Annotated in this window: 13 protein-coding genes; 11 read left to right on the plus strand and 2 right to left on the minus strand. The window is 38.4% G+C overall.

From position 1 onward, the window contains the following. The first annotated feature begins 2 nt into the window (after nucleotides 1-2). Both fghA and HT99x_RS03040 read left to right on the plus strand, forming a co-directional pair. Nucleotides 3-839 carry an S-formylglutathione hydrolase gene (fghA, locus tag HT99x_RS03035; RefSeq protein ID WP_075065736.1) on the plus strand — a complete coding sequence of 279 codons (837 nt, stop codon included), beginning with the start codon at nucleotides 3-5 and terminating at the stop codon, nucleotides 837-839. A gap of 9 nt (nucleotides 840-848) precedes the next feature. Then, on the plus strand, nucleotides 849-1,484 hold the full coding sequence (locus HT99x_RS03040; RefSeq protein WP_075065735.1) for a DUF2238 domain-containing protein: 636 nt from the start codon (nucleotides 849-851) through the stop codon (nucleotides 1,482-1,484). Nucleotide 1,485: 1 nt separating this feature from the next. Here the strand turns inward: HT99x_RS03040 and HT99x_RS03045 are convergent, their stop codons facing one another. Next, nucleotides 1,486-2,070: a hypothetical protein gene (locus HT99x_RS03045; RefSeq protein WP_075065734.1), complete on the minus strand. Its 585-nt coding sequence runs from the start codon at nucleotides 2,068-2,070 to the stop codon at nucleotides 1,486-1,488. Between the two features lie 53 nt (nucleotides 2,071-2,123). On the opposite strand from HT99x_RS03045, the gene HT99x_RS03050 reads away from it, so the two are divergent. The 5 genes from HT99x_RS03050 (at nucleotide 2,124) to HT99x_RS03070 (ending at nucleotide 6,996) form a co-directional block, all read left to right on the plus strand. Then, nucleotides 2,124-2,492, plus strand: a complete 369-nt coding sequence (locus tag HT99x_RS03050; protein ID WP_075065733.1) for a DUF1761 family protein — start codon at nucleotides 2,124-2,126, stop codon at nucleotides 2,490-2,492. A 23-nt stretch (nucleotides 2,493-2,515) separates the two neighbouring features. Further along, complete coding sequence (locus HT99x_RS03055) at nucleotides 2,516-3,481, plus strand: NAD-dependent epimerase/dehydratase family protein (RefSeq protein WP_075065732.1); 966 nt, start codon at nucleotides 2,516-2,518, stop codon at nucleotides 3,479-3,481. A gap of 2 nt (nucleotides 3,482-3,483) precedes the next feature. Next, the gene (locus tag HT99x_RS03060) at nucleotides 3,484-5,109 is read left to right on the plus strand and encodes a redoxin family protein (RefSeq protein ID WP_075065731.1); all 1,626 of its coding nucleotides are present in this window, start codon (nucleotides 3,484-3,486) and stop codon (nucleotides 5,107-5,109) included. A 13-nt stretch (nucleotides 5,110-5,122) separates the two neighbouring features. Beyond that, the gene (locus HT99x_RS03065) at nucleotides 5,123-6,043 is read left to right on the plus strand and encodes an arginase family protein (protein ID WP_075065730.1); all 921 of its coding nucleotides are present in this window, start codon (nucleotides 5,123-5,125) and stop codon (nucleotides 6,041-6,043) included. Between the two features lie 335 nt (nucleotides 6,044-6,378). Then, nucleotides 6,379-6,996 carry a hypothetical protein gene (locus tag HT99x_RS03070; protein WP_075065729.1) on the plus strand — a complete coding sequence of 206 codons (618 nt, stop codon included), beginning with the start codon at nucleotides 6,379-6,381 and terminating at the stop codon, nucleotides 6,994-6,996. Nucleotides 6,997-7,088: 92 nt separating this feature from the next. Here the strand turns inward: HT99x_RS03070 and HT99x_RS03075 are convergent, their stop codons facing one another. Continuing rightward, nucleotides 7,089-7,508, minus strand: a complete 420-nt coding sequence (locus tag HT99x_RS03075; protein WP_075065728.1) for a VOC family protein — start codon at nucleotides 7,506-7,508, stop codon at nucleotides 7,089-7,091. 159 nt (nucleotides 7,509-7,667) lie between these two features. Here HT99x_RS03075 and HT99x_RS03080 point away from each other — a divergent pair, with 159 nt between their 5' ends. The 4 genes from HT99x_RS03080 to HT99x_RS03095 are packed head-to-tail and all read left to right on the plus strand — an operon-like array spanning nucleotide 7,668 to nucleotide 11,465. Continuing rightward, complete coding sequence (locus HT99x_RS03080; RefSeq protein ID WP_075065727.1) at nucleotides 7,668-8,777, plus strand: Rho GTPase-activating protein; 1,110 nt, start codon at nucleotides 7,668-7,670, stop codon at nucleotides 8,775-8,777. A gap of 23 nt (nucleotides 8,778-8,800) precedes the next feature. Continuing rightward, on the plus strand, nucleotides 8,801-9,619 hold the full coding sequence (locus HT99x_RS03085) for a DUF6159 family protein (protein ID WP_075065726.1): 819 nt from the start codon (nucleotides 8,801-8,803) through the stop codon (nucleotides 9,617-9,619). A 19-nt stretch (nucleotides 9,620-9,638) separates the two neighbouring features. Further along, the gene (locus HT99x_RS03090; protein ID WP_075065725.1) at nucleotides 9,639-10,418 is read left to right on the plus strand and encodes a GrpB family protein; all 780 of its coding nucleotides are present in this window, start codon (nucleotides 9,639-9,641) and stop codon (nucleotides 10,416-10,418) included. Between the two features lie 15 nt (nucleotides 10,419-10,433). Next, the gene (locus tag HT99x_RS03095) at nucleotides 10,434-11,465 is read left to right on the plus strand and encodes an alpha/beta hydrolase family protein (protein ID WP_075065724.1); all 1,032 of its coding nucleotides are present in this window, start codon (nucleotides 10,434-10,436) and stop codon (nucleotides 11,463-11,465) included. Nucleotides 11,466-11,583: the final 118 nt, after the last annotated feature.

The following is an 11,583-nucleotide window of genomic DNA, read 5'->3' on the forward strand; positions in this document are numbered from 1 at the left end:
CAATGCTGACCATCCACTCCCAATATAAATGTTTTAATGGAATGCAAATTACGTATAGTCATCATTCAGCATTAATAGGTTCAGAAATGCGTTTTGGGGTATTTATACCCCCTCAACTCAAAAATAAGCCAATGCCAGTGCTTTATTGGCTTTCAGGACTCACTTGTACTGAAGAAAATTTTATGATTAAAGCAGGAGCACAACGCGTTGCTGCTGAACTAGGATTAATGCTAGTCATTCCAGATACCAGTCCGCGTGGCTTGGGCCTTGAAGGTGAAAAACAAAGCTATGATTTGGGAGAAGGCGCTGGTTTTTATGTCGATGCCACTCAGACACCTTGGTCAAAGAACTACAAAATGTATTCTTACATTACGCAAGAATTACCACAAATCATTCATTCGCAATTTCATGTCGATGAGGCAAGAGTCGGCATTTTAGGTCATTCAATGGGAGGGCATGGTGCTTTAACCATTGCATTGAAAAACCCTCATATTTATAAAACCGTTTCTGCCTTTTCGCCAATATGCTCGGCGATACACAGTCCATGGGGAGAAAAAGCATTTTCGGCTTATTTAGGTCATGATAAAACCACTTGGGAAGCTTATGATGCCTGCGAGTTAATCAGCACCCGGGGTTGGCAAGGACCTCCTATATTGGTTGATCAAGGAACCGAAGATGCCTTTTTAGAAGAGCAATTAAAACCATCATTATTGGAACAGGCTTGTCAAAGAGCACGAGTGGAACTGCAACTTCGCTTACAAACAGGCTATGATCATAGTTATTATTTTATTGCTACGTTTATTGAAGATCATTTACGTTATCATTCAACCTACCTATAGAGGTAACCGATGAATCAAACTAGATCACAGTGGCATTATCCGGCAGGTTATTTAATCGTAGTTAGCATCATCTTTATTTGGTCGGCGATTGCCCCTTACGATAGATTTACTTGGTATTTAGAATCATTTCCGGTGATGATCGTGATACCGTTATTAATCTTAACTTATCAAAAGTTTCGCTTAACGAATTTATTGTATGCCTTAATAGCAATTCACTGTGTGATTTTATTAATAGGCGGGCATTATACTTATGCCAAAGTGCCATTTTTTGATTTGCTGCGAGAGTATTGGCAATTCTCGCGTAACAATTATGATCGCATTGGGCATCTTGCTCAAGGCTTTGTTCCTGCGATAGCGATTCGAGAATTATTGTTGCGCACATCGCCCTTGCAAGCTGGAAAATGGCTCGTTGCTATCATTGTTTTTAGCTGTTTGGGGATTAGTGCTACTTATGAAATATTAGAATGGGGTGTTGCCGCATTCACAGGTGAGGCAGCAGACTCCTTTTTAGGAACCCAAGGCGATCCTTGGGATACCCAAAAGGATATGTTTTGTGCCTTTATTGGCACAGTAGCTTCATTGTTAATGTTAAGTAAATGGCATGATAAGTTTTTGTCCGCCTTCGCTAAACCGCCTGTGGCGTGATTTAGCTTCGGCGTGATGAGTTGCGTAATGTTTGCGATGCTAAAGTTTGCATTACTTGAGGTGTCTCTGTTGGTTTAATGGTTGTTAATTGACGTGGTCTAAATGAAAATAAAAGCACCGTAGATGCTTTGGTGCCATCTAATTCTCTTAAAACTTCGAGGTGTTTATATTCTTTGTAAGGTCTATAAAGATAACCTTTAAACTGCAAATTTTCGATGATGAATGCGATTTTATCTTTTGTGTAACGCAATTTTTTCATCAATGCTTCTTGCGTTAAAGTATAAGGACGTTTTAAAAATGTTTTTACAGATTTAAGTACAATTTCTTCTTCAGTCGTTAAACGTGTATCTAGGTGATCAAATTGATTGATTAATAATTTATAGCGCGATAACGCTTTCATGCGTTCTTGTGCAAATCCGTCGTGTTGGCAACGGGTATAAATGGCAAGCGCTTCCTTATTATTCCCTTTGTATTCAAGTAACACAGCATTTTTAAGCAACTTGAATACATAATTTTTGGGTTCGTTCTGTAACTTTTCTTGCACTATTTGCATGTTTTGATGGTATATTGCTTTGCTCCCAGCCATTATTTTTCCTTAAATGATCAGTTATTACTAATTTATCAAACTAGAGAGTTGTTATGTTAATTCAGCACATTAATATTATAGCGGTGATTGTGGCAGCATTGTCGGCTTTGGTGATCAGCAAAATATGGTATATCTGCTTTGAAGTAAATCCCAAGCGAGCCCCATTTAAACTAAGCCAATATTGTTACCTTTTTATGTTGTCATTTATTGCTGCATTGGCAATGGCTTTGCTATTAGCACGTAAGCCGGGTTTTTATATGGCGCTGCATACTGGCATATTGGCTGGACTCTGTTGGGTGGGAACTTCATTAGGGATCACCTATGCCTATGCTAATCGCAGTATTAAGTTGTTTTTAATTGATGCAGGCTATCATGCTATACAATTTGTAGTCTATGGCATTATTTTAGGGCTTTGGAGATAAATTATCTAAAACAGGAAAAATATATGGCAATACTGATTATGGGCGCCACAGGTTTTATTGGCAAAAACCTTGTTAGATTTCTTTCTGAAAATGGGCATCATGTTTATGGCTTTGTTCACCAAATAGAACAAAATCAACCAAGTCAGGCACAACTTAAAACACTGGCACCGTGGTTACCGCCCGATAGAATATTAGCTGGTGATTTAACGAAAGAGACACTTTCAACGCAGTGGTTACAAAAAAATCAGATTGATACAGTGATTTATGCAGCAGGGCAACCGGATGTCAAAAAAGCACAAGCAGAGTATGGGCGTTGCCTTTACTGGGGACATACCCCAACTTATCAAATCAATGCGAATGGCGCAAAAAAGGTTGCTGATGTTTGTGAAGAAGCAGGATTAGCAGCCAATCGAACGATTCGCTTTATTTATTTAAGTTCTATTTATGCAGGAAAAATTATTCCAACAAGTAATTTGCAACATAAAAGTTGTGAGCATTATCATTTTAGTAAATGGCATGCACAAGAGTTGCTAAAACAAAATAAAACGTTGGCCGTTGATATTATTCGCCTACCACGCATGATAGGCCCTTATCAAAATACCAATGCATTTTTAGCAAGATTAAGAGACAAGATATTTATGGGGACAAAACTCGATCTTAACGATCAAAAGATGGATATCACCCCAATTGAAGCGCTTAATCAACTCATTGAGAAACGTCTCAATACAGAAGTGACAAGTTATTATCAATTGCTTGATTTAACAACCAACGCATTTGAAGTGACTTCTCAAGAAATGGGCCATTTATATGATGAGTTAATTGCTGAACGAAATCAAACCCAGCTCTTATGGGGGCAAAAATCATTAGCTGGGCCTACACTAAGAGGATTGGCTCAAGATATTGTTAATATAAGAGGTGTTGAAATGGATGCAGCTGCAACGGTCATTCAACAGCATATTCGTGGCTATTTAGCCAGGAAAAATGGATAGCTATGTCATTGAATGTGATTGAGTTAGGCCTTGTATTCGTCGAAGGTCTTGCTTTGATCGCTTCGCCTTGTATTTTGCCTGTCTTACCTATCGTCCTGAGTGCTGCTGTTGATACGGGTAAATTAAGACCTTATGGCATTATTATTGGGTTTATTCTTTCATTTAGTCTTTTTGCGTTGAGTTCGGCAACCTTAATCAAGTGGTTTTCTCTTGATCTCACAATCGTTAAAAATGTTTCTTTGGCTATTTTATTTCTATTAGGCTGTTTTATGTTGTCAACAACATTGTCAGCATGGTTCAGCCGAGTCACATCACCGCTATCAAACAAAGCTCAGCTTTTAGGTGCTGTCCCACAAAAAGGTTTTGTCAGTGGTATTATTATAGGCAGTTTAATTGGTATTGTTTGGACGCCTTGTGCAGGACCCATTTTAGCGGCTGCTTTAATACAGATTATTCGGCAACAAAATGATGTAAATAGTCTACTCATGATTCTTGCATTTTCAGTGGGTGTCGCTATCCCTATGTTAATCATTACTTTAACAGGTAAAACATTATTGATGCGCTGGGATTGGTTAATCAAACATGTTGAGACAGTGAGAAAAGTATTAGGGTTATTCATTATTCTATCGGTTATCTATATTGCTATGGGAATGACATTGCCCCATTTTCAAGCAACCAAAGAAGTGAATCCTCTTCATGATCAAAAGACATTGATCAATCCTTTGCCTATCAGTTATCAAGCGCCTGAATTTTCTGACATACAGGCATGGATAAATTCATCTCCCCTGACGATGAAGCAATTAATTGGTAAGGTCGTTTTAATTGATTTTTGGACTTATTCTTGTATCAATTGTATTCGTACCTTACCTTATGTGAAAGGATGGGATCAAAAATATCGTCAGTATGGCCTGGTTGTTGTAGGGGTGCATTCACCGGAATTTATTTTTGAAAAAGATATCAATAATGTGGAAGATGCAGTTAAGCGATTTGATATCACTTATCCTGTTGCATTAGATAATCAATTGAGAACATGGCAAAATTTTCAAAATCATTTTTGGCCGGCACACTATCTTATTGATCGAAATGGACGTGTGGTTTATACCCATTTTGGCGAAGGCGAAGATGAAATTACCGAGCATAATATTCGGGTATTATTAAATTTGGGAAAAGAAGAGAAGAACACGAGTGAAGGAACGCAGCACTATTTAAGCGATCAAACGTCAGAAACATATCTTGGTTACATCCGCCAAGAAAATTTTGTCAATAAAGATTCTATCACTAAAAACCAATCAGCGTATTATCATTTTCCTGAACGCCTGCGATTACATCAATGGAGCTTAGAAGGCGAATGGCGCTTTGAAAGTGAAAAAATTGTTTCAACTGGCACCAATGTTGCAATTCGTCTTCATTTTAAAGCAAAACAAGTTTATTTAGTCATGGGAAACCAAACCCAAAAGCCTATAACGATACGAATTTTATTAGATGGTAAAAGCGTTAATGAAATAGAAGTCAGGGGACATCAATTATATGAAATTCTCAATTTGCCTGCTGTGAAGCAAGGGTTATTAGAAATTCAATGCCAAGTTTCTGGTCTTGAAGTTTATGCATTTACATTCGGCAATTTGTAAAAAGCGAGAAAGTATGTCAATTATCGTGTTTACCCATCCTATTTTTGTTAAACATGAAATGGGTGTGGGACATCCGGAATCCCCACAGCGAATCAAAGCCATTCAACAAGCACTTGAAAAAGCCCCTTACCATCAACAACTCATATGGCAAGAGCCACCACAAGCGACAAAAGCACAGTTGGCCAGAGTTCACCATGAAGATTATATTGAAAAATTGTTTAAAGTTGCCCCGCAAACAGGTTACCTGTCACTCGATCCTGATACCGTGATGAATCCTTATTCATTAACAGCGGCATTGCATGCGGCAGGTTCGGTGGTTGCCGCAGTAGAAGCGGTATTTCACGGAGAAACTCAAAAAGCATTTTGTTTGGTTAGACCACCTGGGCATCATGCCGAGCCAGATCGTGCGATGGGATTCTGCTTTTTTAATAATATTGCTGTGGGAGTTGCCCATGCTTTAGCGCAAAATTATTGTCAACGGGTGGCGATTATCGATTTTGATGTTCATCATGGTAATGGCACCGAAACCATGATGTTGCAAGAACCTGGCGTGTGCTTTTGGTCAAGTTTTGAACATCCCTTTTATCCGGGTACACAGTTAAATGGCAAACCTGAGCATATTCATCTATGTCCATTATCTGCAGGAACAACAGGAGAATTATTTCGCGGTAAGATTGATCAAGAATTAATCCCGTTGCTTGAAGCATTTAAACCAGAATGTTTATTTATATCGGCAGGCTTTGATGCCCATCAATTAGATCCTTTAGCGGATTTGAAATTACAAACGTCAGATTATGCCTATGTCACAGAAAAACTGCGTGAGATTGCAGATAAATATGCCAACGGTAGAATGATTTCTACATTAGAAGGGGGCTATCATTTAACTGCAATTGCGGATTCTGTGGTGGCTCATATTAATAGTTTGATAGAATGACTAATCGGTATGTATCCCCACGCTGCAATTTACCCCATGCCGCGATTGCTTCGCTATGCGAAGCTGGAGGCTATTATCTTGCGCCTCTATGGGGCTGTTGAGGCTTATTTATTAGCGGCGTAGCCGCGTAGGATAATAGCCCCGCGTAAGGTACATTTGCGCAAGCAAATGTCCCGCAACGTGGGGTAATGAGCCATATCTCTTCCACACAAGCCTCGTAGGGGCGTAGGAAAATGCTATCTTTGTTATAAATATTTACAGATAGGGGTCTGTTAAAGAATTCAATGAAAAAGTCGATATTTTAAGCTACACCTATTTTTACGAAGAATGACATCATGAAGAAAATATTGTCTTTACTGGTTCTTTCTACCTTTATGACAGCAAGCTATGCAATTGGCCCTAATGAATTATCGTTTGACGGGGCACGTTATTACAAAATTAGTGAAAGAACCAAAGGTCGATCAATTGCGGCAGAATATGCGCCACAAAGTCGTAATTCAGCTGCAAGAGTCATTATTACCCATGTGACAGATAAAAACGATCCTAATAAAATTGCAACGGATCTCAAAGGCAAGAAAGGGGTTGATATTGTTGATGTCGAAAGTTTAACCCCCGATCGCTCAGATTTAATTATCCGCTTTATACAGTTTGATATGGGTAATTTAAAAGTCAAAAATAATATTTGCCGCATCAAAAGAAGCGCCAATAACAAAGGGAGTGTGGTATTTCAATATGTCGAGAGCAAACGCTTAAAACATCAAGCAGAAGGTTCTACGATGCCTGATTTTACGAAAGTGGCAGATAATATGAAACAATTACCAGTTGAGAAATACTCAACTTCATTATCGCAACGTATGATAGCAACGGATGATGAAGAATATGTGCCATGGCATCAACGTCAACGTTCACGTGGTTATTGGGGACGTCAGCCAATGTATGAGTATTACTATTAATTAAATTTTCCCTCTCTCGAGAGAGGGGAAATGCCGCCTGATAACCTCCATCGCGTAGGGTTACTTCTGTAATGGATATAGTATGAGTAAGCTTACCATTCACCTGAATTTTCCATCAAAATCCAAGGCTCTTGTGGTTCTAGTGCCTGACCCCGTTGTAAAATTTCAATCGAAATGTCATCCGGCGAGCGAACAAATGCCATACGACCATCACGAGGCGGCCGCAAGATGGTAACGCCTAATTGTTGCAAACGTTCGCAGTAGGTATAAATATTATCCACTTCAAAAGCAAGATGCCCAAAGTTACGTCCAATAGAATAAGGTGCTGGTTGATCCCAGTTATAAGTTAATTCAATCATGGGTTCATGAGGCGCAGTCGCGAGGAAAATAAGGGTAAAACGGCCCTTCTCATAATCAGAGCGCCTAATTTCTATTAGACCTAATTTGTTCACGTAGAAGTCCAGCGATTTTTCTAAATCAAATACGCGAACCATGGCGTGTAAGTATCGCATTGTATTCCTCAAAAGGGTCTTTATTAAAATAAAACCCATATTAAATGTAGCCACACGAGAAGTAAAATATTTTGTTTAGACCTATGCTTAATCCACATTTTATTTAAGATAAATAGATTATATTGTAGAAGAAGCTTATACAGTATTGGAACGAGTGTCATGAAAAAAGGTGTTACACCATCTCATAAAGATGTACTGAAGGTCTTTCGTGTAATAGCAAATCATTTTGATGAAAATCCTGAATTATTGCAACAAGACGGCGTTTTTAGATTGTCGGGCAGATCAGGAGAGATCCCTAAAATACTTAAATATATTATTAAAAATGGTAAATTACCGAAAGAAGGTGTTCCCGTTAACGATTTAATTGGATGCTTAAAAAAAGCATTAGAAAGAAATGTGTTGCTTGATTTTAAAGATCCTCATATCTCTAATTTAAAAAGAGCATTGGATAATGTCGATACGATAGATCCAAAGAGCGTTCATAAGGCAGGGCTTGCTATCAGTGAATTAATTCTAGCATTGACCACGGCTAGAAATAAGCAAGATCAGATCATTGCTGAGATACTTCATACCTATATTTATTTGGCACATAAAGCCTCAAAAGAGGTTAATAGTAATAGAATGACGCCAGAAAATTTAGCGGTTGCCGCAATTGGTCCGTTATTTTACAACAATATTATGATTACGAATGATCCGATGGAATTGATGAGTTTGACGGGTAAAGCAACACCGGCCGCTGAAGATGTGATTAAATCAAATCATTTTACCCATCGATTTGGGACGAACGAGCTGCAAAAACAGATGGAAATAGAAAGGATTGTCATGCAGTTAGAAGAAAGTTTACAAAATCTGGTCGAGCAATATGAAAACGGACAAATTTCCCAGAACGTATATGATTCAATGATCAAAGGGATAAGTATTGATCTACAACGACGAAGAGATCAAATCAGTGGTTTAGAGAGCCCTCATTCTACAAGTACCACCTCAACGCATAGTTCAGGTTCATCCACTCCTTCGCCTGCTGCATCATCGTCGTACTCATCATCGTCGTACTCATCATCGTCTTCATTGTCGTCGTCTTCATCACCATCATCATCACCCTCTCAGTCAAGACGAGGAGTGCATTTTAGTGGACTCAATGTTGACACATCGCCAAGAACTGATAGATCACACAAATATGATACAGAAAAAGCACCGTTATCTAGAACCATGTCACGTAATCTAGATGATAACACGGATAAGAAAAAGCAAAAACGTAAGCATAACTAAGCATAACTAAGGATAAATAGCTCATGGCTTTTTTGCAGAATCTAAAAGCAGGTTGGAACCTCGGTTTATATAGTTGTCGATTTGCTTTTGAACATAAAGCCTTATTACTTCTTCCTTTTCTTTCGGTACTGTCCATGATTGGGGCCGTTGTTTTACTATTCTTAGCTGCTGAAAATGTAAAAACCGATATTGTATGGTTAATGATTATTGGTGGCTATTTCATTTGTATTTTTATCTCAATCTTTTTTAACGTTGTATTAGTAAAAATGGTCAATGATTATTTAGAACAACGTAAAGCTTCATTGCTTGAGGCATTTAATGTGGCAACGAATCGGATCCCTGCCATTTTGGTATGGACATTGGTCACAGGTTCGGTTGGAATTTTAATTAGATTAATTGAAGCACTCGAAGAAAAACTGCATATTCCTTCTATTTTATCGGCCATTTTAGATGTGGGCTGGGGAGCGGTGACTTATTTTATTATTCCTATCATTTGCTTTCAGGGAATAGCAAGTCCTAAAGGTTTATATGAGCAATCCAAATACTTAATTAACAAGGTTTGGGGCGATGGTGTGGTCAAAATAATCGGCGCCTCTTTGTTCGTGTTTCTCTTTTTGTTACCATTGGGGCTGATTGCAGCTAGTGTGAGTCATTTGCCGCCTTTTCCTTATCAAAATATCGTTTATTGGGTATTAGGAATTCTTGCTGCACTCATGATTGCTTTCACGAATGTCATGGCAGGAACGTTACAAACGATGTTTTATAAATATGCCCAAAGCAATACCTTACCTGCTGATTTTGACAAATCATTGATTGAACATGTTGCGATGGTTAAACAATAAATGAAAATAATGGATAAAAATGTCTAATCAAACTAACATTGAAGTTGTTCCTTATGATCCTCATTGGCCAAAAATGTTTCAAATTGAATCACAAAAAATAAAAACTATTTTGGGTGAAAATTGCATCACCATTCATCATGTGGGCAGCACTGCCATTACGGGTTTATGGGCAAAACCCATTATTGACATGATCCCTGTTGTTAAAGATATCTTTGCGGTTGAACAGCAAAATCAAGCGATGCAATCCTTGGGATATACCGCAAAAGGTGAGCATGGCATGTTATTTCGCCGTTTTTTTCAACGTGTGGTACCTGTTCCTGCTTGCAATGTTCATGTGTATGAAGAAGGAAGTGGAGAAATCGATCGTTTAGTTCGTTTTCGTGAATATTTAAATAATAACGAACGCTATAAGCAACAATATGCCGATTTAAAAAGAGACTTAGCAACCAAAACGAATGATATTACAAAATATACGCTTGCTAAAGATGCTTTAATTAAAGAAATTGATTCTCAAACTGGTTTTAATGGCTATCGAATGGTTCATGCTTTAACGCCAAGAGAATGGTCTACCTATCATCGTTTGCTTAATATGGATCTTAATCAGGAAAAAGAGTCGACACTCAAACATATTGTGCTTTATCACGGGGTTGATGTAGTAGGTGCTGCTTTATTGAGGACTGACAAACAAACAACGTATGTTGATAAACTAGCAATCGATCACAGTTTGGATGAAACGCCTACCAAAAACTATTTTATACAGCAGCTTAAGCGGTGGTTATTGCACACAGCTGAAGACTAATCCCTAGGAACTTTTTTGGGTTTTGACGAGTCATTTAATAATTGTGTTGTCATTAATTTTGACTACCCGGGTGTAGGAGATAGCACAGGAAAATCGACCAAAAGCAAGCATTTGGTCGATGCAGGCATGGCACAAGTACAACGATTACTTGATATGGGGGTTCCCGCAGAAAACATTTTACTCAAAGGACAATCGATTGGTGGTGGGGTTGCGACTTTAACTGCAGCCAAATTTCACCAGGAGGGACATAGAGTTCATTTGTATAATCAACGTTCATTTTCAAAGCTAAGCACGGCGGCAAAACAGATGCTAGGAGGAGGCAGGCTCGGCAGTATTGCCGCAAGTATTATCAAAGCAACGGGTTGGGAAATCGACTCGCTAAAAGCATGGAAGAAAATTCCCGATGCTTATAAAGATTTTTGCTTTGCAGTCAATGATACAGTCATTCCTGCAGATAAAGCGGGTTTGGCAGGAGCGCTTGGTAAATTTGATGACAAAGACAGAAGATTAGAGACAGCCATTTCCTATCCTAAAGGAAAACCCCCAACACCTATTAAAGTTGGCCACAATACGAATGTATATGGGAGTGAGTTATCTCCCACATCACAAACTGTAAAGAATGCGAATGGAATGCTTGCTATAGAAATGTTTGATAATGTCGTTAAAAAAGCGTTGTTCACCAATCATGTTGAAATAAATTTGGATGATTCGCAAAAGATACAAGTAGAGCACCTTATTCATTCATTAAATCGTAAACCTTCCTCACCCACTTCAAAATTAAGTTTTAACACTAATCAAGTAATGCTTGAAAAAGTGTTTGGCAAAAATGGATCCCAGGTGATGAAATTATTGGAATCTATCAAACAGGAAGGAAAAATCACGGATAAGCAATTAAGTGTGTTAGAAAATTATTGCGAACGTGCACAAAAGAAAGTGGCCAAAGATCCTTCCGTTGGTTCCTTCCTCGTCAATGCCAATGAGCTGATAAAAGCTATTAAAATTCAACAAGACCCGAGTTTGAGAAGATCGCAGAGTGTGAGGCAATAATGAATCCGTTCCTACTTCCCGCAGAAAGAACAATATCCATCTTTCTAACTATTTTTCTTTAGCCATTTTTACCGTTCATCTCCTCATCTTCCTTCAAGCTTGACACCCATTGCCTACG

This window comes from Candidatus Berkiella aquae (assembly GCF_001431295.2).
GTDB lineage: Bacteria > Pseudomonadota > Gammaproteobacteria > Berkiellales > Berkiellaceae > Berkiella > Berkiella aquae.

Excerpts from the sequence above, each read along its gene's own strand:
- HT99x_RS03080 (WP_075065727.1), top strand. The coding sequence starts at position 7,668 with ATGAAAAAAGGTGTTACACCATCTCATAAAGATGTACTGAAGGTCTTT.
- HT99x_RS03075 (WP_075065728.1), bottom strand. The coding sequence starts at position 7,508 with ATGCGATACTTACACGCCATGGTTCGCGTATTTGATTTAGAAAAATCG.
- HT99x_RS03040 (WP_075065735.1), top strand. The coding sequence starts at position 849 with ATGAATCAAACTAGATCACAGTGGCATTATCCGGCAGGTTATTTAATC.
- HT99x_RS03045 (WP_075065734.1), bottom strand. The coding sequence starts at position 2,070 with ATGGCTGGGAGCAAAGCAATATACCATCAAAACATGCAAATAGTGCAA.
- HT99x_RS03055 (WP_075065732.1), top strand. The coding sequence starts at position 2,516 with ATGGCAATACTGATTATGGGCGCCACAGGTTTTATTGGCAAAAACCTT.
- HT99x_RS03060 (WP_075065731.1), top strand. The coding sequence starts at position 3,484 with ATGTCATTGAATGTGATTGAGTTAGGCCTTGTATTCGTCGAAGGTCTT.
- HT99x_RS03050 (WP_075065733.1), top strand. The coding sequence starts at position 2,124 with ATGTTAATTCAGCACATTAATATTATAGCGGTGATTGTGGCAGCATTG.
- HT99x_RS03085 (WP_075065726.1), top strand. The coding sequence starts at position 8,801 with ATGGCTTTTTTGCAGAATCTAAAAGCAGGTTGGAACCTCGGTTTATAT.
- fghA (WP_075065736.1), top strand. The coding sequence starts at position 3 with ATGCTGACCATCCACTCCCAATATAAATGTTTTAATGGAATGCAAATT.
- HT99x_RS03065 (WP_075065730.1), top strand. The coding sequence starts at position 5,123 with ATGTCAATTATCGTGTTTACCCATCCTATTTTTGTTAAACATGAAATG.
- HT99x_RS03070 (WP_075065729.1), top strand. The coding sequence starts at position 6,379 with ATGAAGAAAATATTGTCTTTACTGGTTCTTTCTACCTTTATGACAGCA.
- HT99x_RS03090 (WP_075065725.1), top strand. The coding sequence starts at position 9,639 with ATGTCTAATCAAACTAACATTGAAGTTGTTCCTTATGATCCTCATTGG.